Here is a 12,203-nt window from a genome sequence, read left to right on the forward strand (position 1 = left end):
CGTCTGGCGTGAGCGTGACGGCCCTTGCGGCTGTCCTGGTAGCGTTTGCCGGCTGCGCGCTGGGCGCCACTTCTGGCCTGGTGCGAGCAGGCCGCGCTGCAGTAGCGCTGGCCGCGGTCGCAGTGGCTGCAGATGAGCACAGGGCAGCGGCACAGGGCGCACACAAAGCGTCTGGGCGGTGGTGACGGCGCGGGCTGGGCAGTGGGCATGGGCGCTCCATTCCCATGCGTGAGCCCATGCTATGGACAGCCACGCCCGCTTCGTGAAATACTGACAGCGGCAACGGCGCCCTCCAAAGCGGTGGGTCTCGGGGCGCGACAGTGGGTTTACCGGAAAGTGACTGTCACTGTCGCGCCTGCTTCTTACACGGGTAGGCGATATGTAACGCAAAACACCAGCGCTGCGCCATACCCCTGCGCTGACTCATGCCCGCCATGCCACGGCCAAAGCAGGCACGCCCCCCCCCCGGCACACCTCAGTGCCCTGCAGAACGGGCACCCCCCATTCAACTCAAAGGAAGTTCAAGGCATTCAGCTGACTGAAGCGGGTGAACGCGTCTGGCTTGCTCCCGACACCAGATTTACGCGGAAACTGACAGCCGTTCACAACAGCACGGTGACCCGCGAGAACCCAGGCCGCACCTTGCCGATTCGCGTTTCATTCACTCCGATTGAGAGCGAGTACCAGGGTGGACGCCAATACCAGGGCAGGCGTGATGAACGTGGCGGACGCGAATACCTTGATACTTACAACCGATGAACACATTTGCCAAACTACTCTGCGCCACCCTGCTGCTGGCATCCAACCTGGCCTGGGCCGATCTGAGCCGCGACGACGCGGCTGCAGTGGCCCAGCGGGCCAGTGGCGGCCGCGTGCTGTCCGTTGAGAAGCTCGAGTCTTCGGGCCAGCCGGTATGGCGCATCAAGGTGGTTACGCCGGCTGGTGAGGTCCGCGTGATCCAGATTGACGTCGTCACTGGCCAGACCCGCTAAGGCCAACCTGCTGCAGCTTCAGACCAATGCGCTTGTTACTGATCGAGGACGATGCCGCGCTACGGCTCACCTTGGCCCGCCAGCTGGAGGCCGATGACTACCGGGTCGACCAGGCCAAGGACGGCGAAGAGGGTCTGTTTCTGGCGCGCGAGTACCCGGTCGATCTTGTCATCGTTGACCTGGGGTTGCCCAAGCTGAACGGGCTGAGCATCGTGCAGCGCCTGCGGCAAGCCGGAAGCGCCCTGCCCATTCTGATCCTCACCGCGCGCGGCAGCTGGCAAGACAAAGTGGTGGGCCTGGAAGCCGGGCCGACGACTACCTGGTCAAGCCTTTCGAATACCCGGAGCTGGCGGCGCGGCTCAAGGCCTTGCTGCGGCGCTCGCTGGGGGCCCCCACTGACATGCTGACGCTTGGCCCCCTCAGCATCGACCCGTCGGCGCAGGCGGTGCGGCTCAGCGGCGCGGTGCTGGAGCTCACAGCGTTCGAGTACCGCCTGCTCGAGCACCTGGTGCGCCAGCGCCCGGCCATCGTCACCAGGCAGGCGCTGTCGGACTACCTGTACCCGCACGGGGAAGACCGCGACAGCAACGTTCTGGAGGTGCTGGTGGGCCGCCTGCGGCGCAAGCTCGACCCCGACGGCAGCGTCGGCCCGATCGAGACCGTGCGGGGGCGGGGCTACCGGTTCACCCTCGAATGAAGGCCGGCTACTCCATTCGTACCCGCCTGCTTCTGGGTGCTGCGGTGGTACTGCTGGCATTTATGGCCGGCGCGGGGCTGGCGGTGCAGCGTGCGAATACCGAAAGCGTGCAGGCGGCCTATTTCGGCCGGCTGCAGAGCACCATCTACCTGCTGCTGGCCGCTGCCGAACTCGATGCTGGCGGAGCGCTGGTGATGCCGCCAGAGTTTGCGGAGCCGCGCCTGTCGCTTCCGGGTTCCGGCCTGTACGCGGGCATATACAACGTGCTGCGCAGGGATCAGTGGCAGTCGGCCTCGACCCTGGGCCTGCAGCCACCGTTCCGGCGCAGCCAGCAACCCGGTCAATGGCGCAACGAGACGGTGGATGGGGCCGGCAAGTCCTTCCTGTCGGTCAGCTATGCCGTCACCTGGAAGGCCTCCGAGCGTGAGGCACCGCTGGTGCTCACGGTGCTGGAGGACCGCGCGGCCTTCGACCGCGAAGTCGGTGCCTTCACCCGCACCCTTTGGCTCTGGCTGGGGGGTGCTGCCGTGCTGCTGTTGCTGGCGCAGCTGTGGCTGTTGCGGTGGGGCCTGGCGCCGCTGCGGCACGTGGCCAGCGAGATCCGGCGTATCGAAGATGGCGGGCAATCGCGCATCGAGGGCCGCTACCCTACCGAAATCTCCAGCCTCACGGACAACCTGAACAACCTGATTGAGCAGGAGCGCAAGCGTCAGGCCCGACATCGCGACGCGCTGAGCTTTCTCGCTCACAGCCTGAAGACTCCGCTTGCTGTTCTGCGCAGCGCCATGGCCGAGCCGGCGCAACTGCCAGCCACCGTAGCCCAGCAGGTGAGCCGCATGGATGACATCGTGCAGCACCAGCTGGGGCGCGCCATCGCCGGGGGCGCCGCGCGTTTTGCGCCGCCACTTCTGGTGGCGCCAATCCTGGAGCGCATTCGCGACGCGCTGGCCAAGGTGTATGCCGAAAGGGCATTGGACTTCAGCGTCGAGTGCCCAGCCGACCTGACCTGGCGCATCGACGAGGGCGACTTGTTCGAGATGCTTGGGAACCTGCTGGACAACGGGGCCAAGTGGGCGCGCACCCAGGTCCTGGTGCGGATATGGCGTGAGCCGGGATCCTTGTGCATTCGCATCGAGGACGACGGCCCTGGATTCAGCGACACCGAGTCCATCCTGCAGCTGCACGTGCGGGGGGACGAGCGAATGCCCGGGCACGGCGTTGGGCTGGCAGTGGTGAGCGACCTGGTGGCCAGCCACCATGGGGAGCTGAAGCTTTCAGGTGGCTCATTGGGCGGCGGGCGGGTTGACATCGTGTTGCCGGTGCCTTGAAGTGGCCTGCTCCTCAGAAAAAGGTCAATGCGGGCTGCTATAGATAGCGGAGCGTCGGCCGGTCAGGCTGACCACTGCCCTGCGTCAAATCTGGGCCGCATTCCATTACAGGCTAAGTCAGAAAGCCTGCTGTCCCAATGCTTGGAATCTTCTCGAAGGCGGACGCGCTGGTCTCCCCAACCTGTTCAATGGGCTTTGCAGAACAGTGGCAGCTGGCAACACGGTCAATCCGTACTCAGGGCACCCACTCCCTTGAGAGCAGATCAACGAACTGCAGGCCAAGCTCTCGGCCACACCGCAGATCGAATACGTGGCCGTTCTCAACGACGACCAGGCCAGCGCCTCCATGCTGGTGACCTTCGACCCGAAGAACGGCAAGCTCACGCTGCAGCGCGTGGGTAGCTTCCAGGAAGCGAGCGAGAAGTCGCTGCAGCTCAGGGCTCTGCCGCCTTCAAGCGGTCCGCGCTCGCTGTAGTCGGCAAAGCTATGTTGTTTGCAGCCCGTGGCAGGCGAAGCGGCCGTCTAAGATTTCGTGCGAGGGCTCGGCATTCAAAAACAGCGCCAACATCCACATCTAGGGCGCTAGCTAGCTTGGTGACTTCGATCCAAGAGGCTGCGCCCAAGTGTCTTCAAACAGCACATCGTCCAACGCGCAACGCGAGGCCCACCGCTGCCGTTGAAGCATCGGTTCCTCGTAAAAATCATGCACGGGACCGATGCACAACAAAGCGATCGGCTCGGCCCCGTCGGGCATTCCAAGCAGGCACGCCACAGCGATTGGGTCAAACAGCGAAACCCAACCCATTCCAAGCCCCTCGGCCCGGGCGGCCAGCCAGAGGTTCTGGATCGCGCAGGCGGTCGAGGCGAGGTCCATCTGTGGAAGTGTCCTGCGACCAAACACATGCTGCTCACGTCCATCTGCGAGCGCGACCACCCAGACCTCGGCCGCGTCATTGACACCCTCGACCTTGAGGCGCATGAAAGCCTCTTCCCGCTCACCCAACGCTCTCGCAGTCTGCACGCGTTCTTGCTCCACCAATGCCTGCAACTTGCACCGCAGCAACGGCGACGCCACCCGCAAAAAACGCCAGGGCTGCATGAAACCCACGCTGGGCGCATGGTGAGCGGCGGTGAGCAGCCGGCGCATCAGCTCCGGCGCAACCGTTCCCCCTGCGAAGTGACGCATATCGCGCCGTTCAAAAATGGCGCGGTAAACAGCGTCTCGCTCGGCCGGGGAGAAGGTCCGATCAAGGGCAGGTTTGTCGGGCATGGCGGGCTCAGTATTCGATGCCGCACGGCGACAGGATGTTCGCGTTGGATGCGTGCTTATTGTTGGTCAATTCGGTCAGCCCCTCGTTGATAGCTGCTGATCAGTTCGATCGTGCGATGCTCGCTGAAGCGCCGCACGAGAAGCTATCAGGCACCGCGATGTCGTGCAGTCTTCATTGCCTTTCTCGCTCAGGAACGATGATGCATATAATTTCGCGCCTACCGTCAAGGGCGTAGGTGATACCTTGGCACTCCCTCTCTCGGCCTTGTCGTAGGACTTCTCGGCCGTTGGCGTTTCACTCCGCATGGAAGTCTGGGCTCAGTTGCACTGTCTCGCCAATGATCAGCAAACCGGGATGGGGGCCGTAGGCCGGGGCCTGTTCAACCAGGCGGCGCAGGCTGCAGGCCACCACGGTTTGTGTGGAGCGCGTGCCGTCGCGTACGACGGCCGCTGGGGTGTTGGGGCTCAGGCCGTGGGCGATCAGCCGTTCCGCGATGTGGGCTAGACGTTGTATTCCCATGTAAAATACCCGCGTTTGTCCGGGGCGCGCCAGCGCCCGCCAATCGTGCGTGGCTTTGTCGTCGGCCAGATGTCCGGGCAGGAACACGCAGCTGGCCGCGAGGTCGCGGTGAGTGAGGGGGATGCCCGCTCCTGCCGAGCAACCGCTCGCGGCTGTAATGCCCGGTACGACCTCGAACGGTACACGTTGCGCTTGCATGGCTTGCACTTCCTCACCGCCACGTCCGAACACATAAGGATCTCCACCCTTGAGCCGCACCACTCGCCGGCCCGCCTTGGCGTGCTGCACCAGCAGGGCGTGGATTGCCTCTTGTGGAATGGCGTGATTTCCCAGGGCCTTGCCCGCGAACACGCGCTGCGCTCCTTGCGGAATCAGCGCCAGCACCTCGGGTGAGATCAGACGGTCGTACACAACCACGTCGGCCCTTTGCAAGCGATCAAGCGCGCGTTGAGTCATCAGGTCGGCCGGTCCGGGACCGGCGCCGACGATGGAGACAAAGCCCCTAATGTCCGACTCATTCGGCATCAACGCCTCCGGGGCCCTGATGAAACACCAGCTCTTGCACCACTTGTCCGCCGACCAAGTGCTGGTCGATGATGCGGTCCATGTTGGCTTCAGTGACGTTGTAGTACCAGGTGCCGTCGGGCTGCACGCACATCACCGGCCCGCCCTTGCAGGCGGCAAAGCAACTCACGCGGCTGCGCTTCACACGCAACTCGCCCTCGTGCAAACCAGCGGCCTTGAACTTGTTGCCAAGGCTATCGAACAGGGCCTGCGAGGCGCCATCCTGCGTACAACGTGGACCGGTGCAGACCAACAGGTGGCGCTTGTAGCCGCCGATGTGAGGCTTGATGGGTTCGTGCATATCAGACTTGGAAAGGAAGAGTGCGCGCGAAGCGCAAATCACAACGGTCCCCGATACCGTCGCGCCACACCGAAACACGGCTCAAGCGGAACTCCGTCAACCCCGCAAACTGGGCGATGAAAGCGCAGAGGTTTTCGAGGGTCGGAATGCCCAGGCCGGGTACCTCGTCCAGCAGCCGGTGGTCCAACTGCGCACGCACCTGCGTCACCAGCAAACGCAGCTGCCCCAAATCGACCACCATGCCCGTGTGGGGGTCAACCACACCCATCACCGCGACCTCGCCTCGGTAGGTGTGCCCATGTATACGCGTGCTGGCTTCGGTCTCGATCTCGCGCTGAAGGGTGTGCGCAGCGTCAAAGAAGAAACTTTGCGAAATTTCGTATGTCATCGGATTCCGACCATCTTGTGGGTTTGCAGGGTCAGGCGCCAGCGGGGGTCACGCAGACAGTAATCAATGGCCCAGAGGGTGTTTTCTTTCAACGCAGGGCCGTCCATGGGCTGCAGCAGATGGCGCTCGAAGTTCAGTTCGATCAACGCGTCCAGGTCGATGCCGGGCTGGGGAACAACAACTTTGAGCTCGTGGCCCGCACGTATCTTCAGGAATGTGCGTACCTTGGGACTGACGCACAGCCAGTCCACCCCTGCAGGCGCAGCGATCGTGCCATTGGTCTCCACCGCAATCTCAAACCCGCCGCGGTGCAATGCGTCGATCAACGCGGAATCGACCTGCAGCAACGGTTCACCGCCCGTCAGCACGACCAGCTTGCGCCCCGCCACCGATGCTGGCCATTGGACTGAAACCTGGTCCGCCAGTGCCTGGGCCGAATCGAACTTCCCCCCACCAGTGCCGTCCACGCCGACAAAATCGGTGTCACAGAACTGGCATTGAGCGCTCGCGCGATCGGCTTCCCGCCCGGACCAGAGATTGCAACCGGCGAACCGGCAGAACACTGCCGCACGGCCGACGTTGCCGCCTTCACCCTGCAGGGTATAAAAAACTTCTTTGACCATGTAGCTCATGGAACGGATCTCGTGGGTGGCATCAGGTGGTGGTTGGCATAGTCCGCTCAGGGGCGAAGTGCGCGCGCAGGAGCGCCTTATTCGGCCTGATCCTCTGCATCCGCCGAAGGGGCCACCCCTTCCTCGACGGGTGTGTTGAGCACGGCTTCAACGTAGTCCACCGGCAGCCGGTGCTGCTGCGCCAGTGCGGCCAGGCTCGCGCCATCGGCATGGTCGGCACGCAGGTTCTCCATCCAACCCAGCAAGCCGGTGGAAAGCGAGCGTCCTGCTTTCTCGCCCGTGCGGGTGCTGCCACCGTCGTCCAGGTCGTACTTGTTGGCGTAGCCGCGCGGCGTGACCATCAGGCCGTGCTGCACGAAGGTGTGGCTGTTGCCGATCAGTACCGTGGTCAGCATGCCGATGTCGCACTCGCTCATCTTGTCCAGCGTGGTGAACTCGATGCGCTCGCGCCGCCGGTAGGCCGACTTGACCACCGCCACCGGGGTGTCGGGCCGGCGATGGCGCAGCAACAGCGCCTGTGCCTGCACGATCTGCTGGGTGCGGCGGCCGCTCTTGGGGTTGTAGAGCGCCACCACGAAGTCCGACGCCGCCACCGCGTCCAGCCGCCGCGCGATTACGGGCCAGGGTGTGAGCAGGTCGCTCAGCGAGATGGAGCAGAAGTCGTGCGTGAGGGGCGCACCCACCAGCGCCGCGCAGGCGTTGATGGCCGATGCACCCGGCACCACCTCAACCTGGACGCCCGACTCGGGCGTCCAGCCGGCCTGGAACAGCACCTCATAGGTCGGCCCGGCCATGCCATACACCCCGGCGTCTCCGCTGGAGATGAGGGCCACCTTCTTGCCCTCGCGGGCGCTGGCCAGGGCATGGACTGCGCGGTCCAACTCCTCGGTCATGCCCTTGCGGATGACCTCCTTGCCTTCCAGCAGATCGGCCACGAGCTTGATGTAGGTGACGTAGCCCACCACCACATCGGCCTCGGCGATCGCGTCTCGCGCGCGCTGGGTCATGTGATCGTGGCTGCCGGGGCCGATGCCCACCAGCATGATCTTGCCTTTGACGTCGCTCATTGCGGGGCTTTCATGGCTGGGGCACAGCCCGCATCCGAGCGCTCCAGCACGGCCGCCACGGCGGGGCGCAGCCAGCGCTGGAAGGCCAGGCCGGCCAACACGCCGATGCTCAGCCAGAACGACAGCGACAGCCAAGCGGTGGTCCAGATGAACTGGCTGCCCAGCTGGCGCAGCGCCACCTGGGCCTCACGCGTGAAACCGGCCAGCGGGTCGGCCATGATGTGCGGCGCTCCGACCACGAAGGGCAACGCCAGCCAGCCGGCTGCGACGGCCCAGCGCAGGGGGCTGCGCACCAGCGCCACCGCCGCACAGGCCAGCGCCGCACCACCCGCCGCGAGCACCCACCAGCCCTGGCGCGAACCCAGTCGGGCTGCGTCCATGCCGGGGATCTCGGCGTGCAGGCCCAGCGAAGGCCAGAAGTGAAAGCTCAACCAGCCGGCGGCGGCCACCCAGGCGGCCAAGGGCAAAGCGCGCAAGGCGCTGCCGCGCCACTGGCACACCGCCATCACGGCCAGCACGAGCAGCGCCATGCTGAACGCGTGCAGCACATTGGCCACCCAAGTCCAGATCTGGCGCTCCACCCCATCGGCGGGCGTCCATGTTTCTGCGTCGTCACCATGATCGTGCGCCGCACCGTCCCCGTGTGCGTGCGTGTCGGCAACCGCCAACGCAGTCTCCACCTTCTGGCTTTCGAGCCCTTCAGCCGCCAGGATGATCGGCATGGTTTGCCATTGCTGCAGGCCCGATTGCAAGCCCCCCACCAGCATGGCCACGGCCAGCGCCGCCCAGATCAATCGTCGAAAAATCATGAAACTCTCCATACACAGATAGGTGGCAACCCGTCGGCCGCGCGATCCGAAACGCCCTAAGTGCCCCAACCGGGAACGCGGTGGAGCCGGCTTTGCCGGGCCACACGCGTTGCCCCCTTGAGGGGGTCGCGCGAAGCGCGTCGGGGGTGACTCTCTTAATGACAAGGCTTGACCGTGACGTGGCGCACATCGTGCGCGGCGTTGTGCGCGATGGGGCTTTCAGCAAAAGCCACGCCGTACAGTACGACCAGGCCCAGCACGGCACCAGCGCACAGTTGCAGCAGCAGGCTACGCGTGGCGCTCACGCGCTGGTCGTCGGGGATGGGGGTGGTGGTGGATGAAGTCATGGCGTGCTCCGTTCAGGGGTGAGAAAAAGAAAACTGTCACAGCGGGCAATGGAAACCGTGGCGTTGCGCCCATCGGCGCCACGGTGTTTGAATTTTTCGACCAGCAAGGCGGTCATGGGCAAAGCCTGTTCGTGGCCGAAGACTCGGGCGCCTGCCAGCAGGGCCGCGGCCTCGCTGACCGATGGGGTGCCGGTGTACCGGCGCACGGTCTCCGACGGGTTGGGCACCGGCACCCCGGCGAGCTGGGCAGGGGTAAAGAAGGTCATGGCCCAGCCTTGTTTGGCGGCCAGGGCGAGGAGGCCTGCTTCGTCAGCCTTGAGCGTGATGCTGGCCGCTGCCACCACATCTGGGGCCAACGCCCCGGCCTGCGCGAGCGCCGCCCGCAACGCGTCCTGCAGCGTGGCCAGAGGCGTGCCGCGGTCGCAACCCAGGCCCACAGCCACGTTCACGCCTGCGTCTCCACCGGCGGGCGGTAAACGACCAGGCGCTCGTGCAGTTCGGCCCAGTGCGCGGCGGTCACTGGCGCGTGGGTGATCCACAGCACGGCCTTGAAACGCGCCAGGTCCACGTCGGCCAGGCGCTCGAAGCGGTGGATACTGGGCGGAAGCGGCGTGGGCCGGGTCCACCAGTGCGGGCTGCCCGCTTCCTGCACCACGGCCACCGGCTCGCCGTTGACCACGTGGGCCGACACACGCGTGATGTTGATCTTGGGTGCCTCAACCTTCCACCCCAACTCGCGACCCAGGATGTCCACCGGAATGGTCTTGCCCACGTCCGACGCCGTGGTCAGCACCGGCGTGGCGCCGAGCAGGGTGGCCACGGTTTCGGCCATGGCGTTGGCGCCGCCGACGTGACCGGACAGCACCGGGATCACGAACTGGGCCGCGTCGTCCACCACCAGCACGCCGGGGTCTTCGTCTTTGCTCTTGAGGTGCGGCGCGATCAGGCGAACCACGGCGCCCAGTGACACAAAAAACACCACCTGATCGAAGTCGGCGAACAGCGTGGCGATCTCGTCGCGAAAGGCTCCGCTGTATGAGCGCACCGAGTTGGGCAGACCCGCCATCAGCGGCGCGAACTTGGTCGCAACGCACACGTGGGCTCCGGGCATCTGGCGCGCGAGATCGGCAGTCTGCTCGGCGCCGTGTTTGGTGATCGCCACGAGGACGACGCGCACAGCAGTTTCTTGGGTGGTCATTCCTGGGTTTCCTCTTCTTCAATTTCGGTACTGGTCTTCTTGCGGCAGCCGCGTTGCATGTCGCCGCGCTCGCGCCCGGGGTTCTTAACCAGCAGCAGCGACAGGTAGTTGACCTTCGTGCCCTTGAGTTCGGCCACGTCGGTGACGATGCGCTCAACCGGTGAGCCGGCTTTTTCGATGAAGCGGCTGTGCGCCAGCAGGCCGCGCCGCTCCAGCAGGGTGATCAGATCGTCCAGCAGCGGCTTGACCTTCATCAGCACCAGGGTGTCGAAGTCGTCGAGCATCTTCTCCACCGCCGCGATGCCGTAGGCGGCGGGCACGATGGCGATGGTGTCGTCCTGCTCCGAGAGCGGCACCTGCAGCTGCGCGCAGGCAGCGTTGAACGAGGTCACGCCGGGCACGATCTCGATGCGGGCCCCCGGGTCCAGCTCGCGCAGCACGCGGGCCAGGTAACAGAAGCTGGCGTAGGTGGAGGCGTCACCCTCGACCAGGAACAGCACGTCCTGCCCGCTGGCCAGCATCTCGCGCACCGTCTCCGCCGCCTTCAACCAGTGGCGCGCCAACTTCTCGGCGTCGTGTGTCATCGGGAACAGCAGCGACTGGTGCTGCCCGGGCAGCGCCAGCCCGGCGCGCAGCGCGATGTCCAGCGCGTAGCTGTCCTTGCGCAGGCTGCGCACCGGGTAGGTCCAGATGGCGTCGCGCCGCTCCAGCAGTGCCCAGGCGCGGCGGGTGATCAGGCCCGGGTCGCCGGGACCGAGGGAGACGCCAAACAGCGTGCCAGTTTGCGTCATGCCACACCTCCGGTCTGCGCGCAGACGATCCACACCGGGTTCTCCGCCGCCATGCGGTGCATGTGCAGGATGGGCTTGCTGCGCGAGCCCTGTAACTGCAGCACGTCCCAGCTCGCACGCTGCTCCTTCAACGTGGCCACGGCCACCCCCAGGTTTTCAATCGTCACGAAGTTCATCACCAGCCAGCCCTGCGGTTGAAGTCGTTTCAAGATCAGCGCGATCAGCTCGGCCAACTCTCCGCCCGAGCCACCCACGAACACCGCGTCCGGGTCGGCCCAGGCTTGCAGGCCCTCGGGCGCCTTGCCGTGCAGCAGGGTGTGGTTGCTGATGCCCATGGCCAGGCGGTTGCGCTGCACTATGGCCGCGTCGTCCGCGTTCTTTTCGATCGCGTACACATGGCCGTTGCGGCACAGGCGCGCCGCCTCCAGGCCCACCGCGCCCGAACCCGCGCCGATGTCCCAGACCACGCTGTCGGCGCGCAACTGCAGACGCGCCAGCGACACCGCGCGCACCTCGTGCTTGGTGATCAGCCCCTTCTCGGGGTGGCGCTGCTCGAAGCTCGCGTCCGGCAGACCCAGCAGCACCTGCGGCGCGCGCAGGCGGGTGCGCCAGAGCAGCACGACGTTGGGGTCGGCAAAGGGCATCTGCGCGGCGGCGCTGAGGGACATGCCGCTGACGATGCGTTCTTCGGGCTGGCACAAGCGTTCGGCCACGGCCATCTCGACCTCGTCCGCCAGACCCTCGGCGATCAGCATGCGAGCGATCCGGTCGGGGGTGTTGTCCGGGCTGGTCAGCACAGCCAGGCGGTCGTGCTGGCGGATATCGCGCAGCAGCGCGTACAGCCCGTGATTGGGAGGTGAGCCCGGCACCCAGTCGCCCGCGTCCTTGCTGTGCACGGAGGAGAACTTCATGTCCTGCCAGGGCAGGCCCAGCCGGGCGCAGGCGAGCTGTAGCGTGGACACGTTCGGCATCACCTCGATGGCCTCGATGCACAGGCGTGACGCGAGGTAGGCTGCGATGCCGTGGCACAGCGGATCGCCGGTGGCCAGCACCACCACACGCCGGCCCTCGGCCTGCGCGGCGCGGATCCACTCGGGCACCTGCGACAGCGCGCCGCTCAGGTCGTGCTGCACCGCGTCGGGCGAGATGTGCGCAGCCAGGAGCTGCAGCGTGCGCGTGCCGCCGATCACAAGTTGGGCCGCCCGCAGGTGCTGCAGCGCCGTGGTACCGAGGCTGGCAACGCCATCGTCCAGCACTCCAACGATGCGGCATTTGTCGATCACGGGAGCCACTTCCATG

16 protein-coding genes and 1 pseudogene are annotated in these 12,203 nt (G+C 65.7%); 5 read left to right on the top strand and 12 right to left on the bottom strand.

Annotation, left to right across the window (positions count from 1 at the left end):
• Positions 1-755: 755 nt before the first annotated feature.
• The 5 genes and pseudogenes from AC23D4_RS05310 to AC23D4_RS05330 form a co-directional block, all read left to right on the top strand.
• Positions 756-992 carry a PepSY domain-containing protein gene (locus AC23D4_RS05310; protein WP_300651067.1) on the top strand — a complete coding sequence of 79 codons (237 nt, stop codon included), beginning with the start codon at positions 756-758 and terminating at the stop codon, positions 990-992.
• Positions 993-1,018: 26 nt separating this feature from the next.
• Positions 1,019-1,399: a response regulator gene (locus AC23D4_RS05315; RefSeq protein WP_487623705.1), complete on the top strand. Its 381-nt coding sequence runs from the start codon at positions 1,019-1,021 to the stop codon at positions 1,397-1,399.
• Positions 1,393-1,689: a winged helix-turn-helix domain-containing protein gene (locus AC23D4_RS05320; protein WP_472890439.1), complete on the top strand. Its 297-nt coding sequence runs from the start codon at positions 1,393-1,395 to the stop codon at positions 1,687-1,689. Before AC23D4_RS05315 ends, AC23D4_RS05320 begins: the two co-directional genes overlap by 7 nt.
• Positions 1,686-3,017, top strand: a complete 1,332-nt coding sequence (locus AC23D4_RS05325) for an ATP-binding protein (protein ID WP_300651063.1) — start codon at positions 1,686-1,688, stop codon at positions 3,015-3,017. Before AC23D4_RS05320 ends, AC23D4_RS05325 begins: the two co-directional genes overlap by 4 nt.
• Positions 3,018-3,297: 280 nt before the next feature.
• Positions 3,298-3,489: pseudogene (locus AC23D4_RS05330) on the top strand (anti-sigma factor); the annotation flags it as partial.
• A 114-nt stretch (positions 3,490-3,603) separates the two neighbouring features.
• Here AC23D4_RS05330 and bluB read toward each other — a convergent pair.
• From bluB to cbiE, 12 genes are all read right to left on the bottom strand, one after another.
• Positions 3,604-4,287 carry a 5,6-dimethylbenzimidazole synthase gene (bluB, locus tag AC23D4_RS05335; protein WP_300651061.1) on the bottom strand — a complete coding sequence of 228 codons (684 nt, stop codon included), beginning with the start codon at positions 4,285-4,287 and terminating at the stop codon, positions 3,604-3,606.
• A gap of 295 nt (positions 4,288-4,582) precedes the next feature.
• Entirely contained in the window at positions 4,583-5,332 is a 750-nt protein-coding gene (cobA, locus tag AC23D4_RS05340; RefSeq protein ID WP_300651059.1) for a uroporphyrinogen-III C-methyltransferase, read from the bottom strand.
• Positions 5,322-5,672 carry a (2Fe-2S) ferredoxin domain-containing protein gene (locus tag AC23D4_RS05345; RefSeq protein ID WP_300651058.1) on the bottom strand — a complete coding sequence of 117 codons (351 nt, stop codon included), beginning with the start codon at positions 5,670-5,672 and terminating at the stop codon, positions 5,322-5,324. Before AC23D4_RS05345 ends, cobA begins: the two co-directional genes overlap by 11 nt.
• Before the next feature lies 1 nt (position 5,673).
• On the bottom strand, positions 5,674-6,060 hold the full coding sequence (locus tag AC23D4_RS05350; protein ID WP_300651055.1) for a 6-carboxytetrahydropterin synthase: 387 nt from the start codon (positions 6,058-6,060) through the stop codon (positions 5,674-5,676).
• Positions 6,057-6,692, bottom strand: a complete 636-nt coding sequence (gene queE, locus AC23D4_RS05355) for a 7-carboxy-7-deazaguanine synthase (protein WP_304784281.1) — start codon at positions 6,690-6,692, stop codon at positions 6,057-6,059. The genes AC23D4_RS05350 and queE overlap by 4 nt, the downstream gene beginning before the upstream one ends.
• A 77-nt stretch (positions 6,693-6,769) precedes the next feature.
• Positions 6,770-7,759 (bottom strand): precorrin-3B C(17)-methyltransferase, encoded by a 990-nt coding sequence (gene cobJ / locus AC23D4_RS05360; RefSeq protein ID WP_300651050.1) that lies wholly within the window; start codon positions 7,757-7,759, stop codon positions 6,770-6,772.
• Positions 7,756-8,568: a CbtA family protein gene (locus AC23D4_RS05365; protein ID WP_472890438.1), complete on the bottom strand. Its 813-nt coding sequence runs from the start codon at positions 8,566-8,568 to the stop codon at positions 7,756-7,758. Before AC23D4_RS05365 ends, cobJ begins: the two co-directional genes overlap by 4 nt.
• A 155-nt stretch (positions 8,569-8,723) precedes the next feature.
• The gene (locus AC23D4_RS05370) at positions 8,724-8,915 is read right to left on the bottom strand and encodes a CbtB domain-containing protein (RefSeq protein ID WP_300651045.1); all 192 of its coding nucleotides are present in this window, start codon (positions 8,913-8,915) and stop codon (positions 8,724-8,726) included.
• Complete coding sequence (locus AC23D4_RS05375) at positions 8,912-9,364, bottom strand: cobalamin biosynthesis protein (RefSeq protein ID WP_300651043.1); 453 nt, start codon at positions 9,362-9,364, stop codon at positions 8,912-8,914. Before AC23D4_RS05375 ends, AC23D4_RS05370 begins: the two co-directional genes overlap by 4 nt.
• Positions 9,361-10,113 carry a cobalamin biosynthesis central domain-containing protein gene (locus tag AC23D4_RS05380; protein ID WP_300651041.1) on the bottom strand — a complete coding sequence of 251 codons (753 nt, stop codon included), beginning with the start codon at positions 10,111-10,113 and terminating at the stop codon, positions 9,361-9,363. Before AC23D4_RS05380 ends, AC23D4_RS05375 begins: the two co-directional genes overlap by 4 nt.
• A complete protein-coding gene (gene cobI, locus AC23D4_RS05385) occupies positions 10,110-10,904 on the bottom strand; it encodes a precorrin-2 C(20)-methyltransferase (RefSeq protein ID WP_300651038.1) in 795 nt (264 codons plus the stop codon). The genes AC23D4_RS05380 and cobI overlap by 4 nt, the downstream gene beginning before the upstream one ends.
• Complete coding sequence (cbiE, locus tag AC23D4_RS05390; protein ID WP_300651037.1) at positions 10,901-12,202, bottom strand: precorrin-6y C5,15-methyltransferase (decarboxylating) subunit CbiE; 1,302 nt, start codon at positions 12,200-12,202, stop codon at positions 10,901-10,903. The genes cobI and cbiE overlap by 4 nt, the downstream gene beginning before the upstream one ends.
• Position 12,203 lies beyond the last annotated feature (1 nt).

The sequence above is a fragment of the Hydrogenophaga sp. L76 genome, assembly GCF_057654755.1.

Coding starts and splice junctions, on each gene's coding strand:
- cobA (WP_300651059.1), bottom strand. CDS start 5,332: ATGCCGAATGAGTCGGACATTAGGGGCTTTGTCTCCATCGTCGGCGCC.
- AC23D4_RS05310 (WP_300651067.1), top strand. CDS start 756: ATGAACACATTTGCCAAACTACTCTGCGCCACCCTGCTGCTGGCATCC.
- AC23D4_RS05320 (WP_472890439.1), top strand. CDS start 1,393: ATGCTGACGCTTGGCCCCCTCAGCATCGACCCGTCGGCGCAGGCGGTG.
- cobI (WP_300651038.1), bottom strand. CDS start 10,904: ATGACGCAAACTGGCACGCTGTTTGGCGTCTCCCTCGGTCCCGGCGAC.
- cobJ (WP_300651050.1), bottom strand. CDS start 7,759: ATGAGCGACGTCAAAGGCAAGATCATGCTGGTGGGCATCGGCCCCGGC.
- AC23D4_RS05345 (WP_300651058.1), bottom strand. CDS start 5,672: ATGCACGAACCCATCAAGCCTCACATCGGCGGCTACAAGCGCCACCTG.
- AC23D4_RS05325 (WP_300651063.1), top strand. CDS start 1,686: ATGAAGGCCGGCTACTCCATTCGTACCCGCCTGCTTCTGGGTGCTGCG.
- queE (WP_304784281.1), bottom strand. CDS start 6,692: ATGAGCTACATGGTCAAAGAAGTTTTTTATACCCTGCAGGGTGAAGGC.
- AC23D4_RS05350 (WP_300651055.1), bottom strand. CDS start 6,060: ATGACATACGAAATTTCGCAAAGTTTCTTCTTTGACGCTGCGCACACC.
- AC23D4_RS05315 (WP_487623705.1), top strand. CDS start 1,019: ATGCGCTTGTTACTGATCGAGGACGATGCCGCGCTACGGCTCACCTTG.
- cbiE (WP_300651037.1), bottom strand. CDS start 12,202: ATGGAAGTGGCTCCCGTGATCGACAAATGCCGCATCGTTGGAGTGCTG.
- AC23D4_RS05370 (WP_300651045.1), bottom strand. CDS start 8,915: ATGACTTCATCCACCACCACCCCCATCCCCGACGACCAGCGCGTGAGC.
- AC23D4_RS05380 (WP_300651041.1), bottom strand. CDS start 10,113: ATGACCACCCAAGAAACTGCTGTGCGCGTCGTCCTCGTGGCGATCACC.
- AC23D4_RS05365 (WP_472890438.1), bottom strand. CDS start 8,568: ATGATTTTTCGACGATTGATCTGGGCGGCGCTGGCCGTGGCCATGCTG.
- bluB (WP_300651061.1), bottom strand. CDS start 4,287: ATGCCCGACAAACCTGCCCTTGATCGGACCTTCTCCCCGGCCGAGCGA.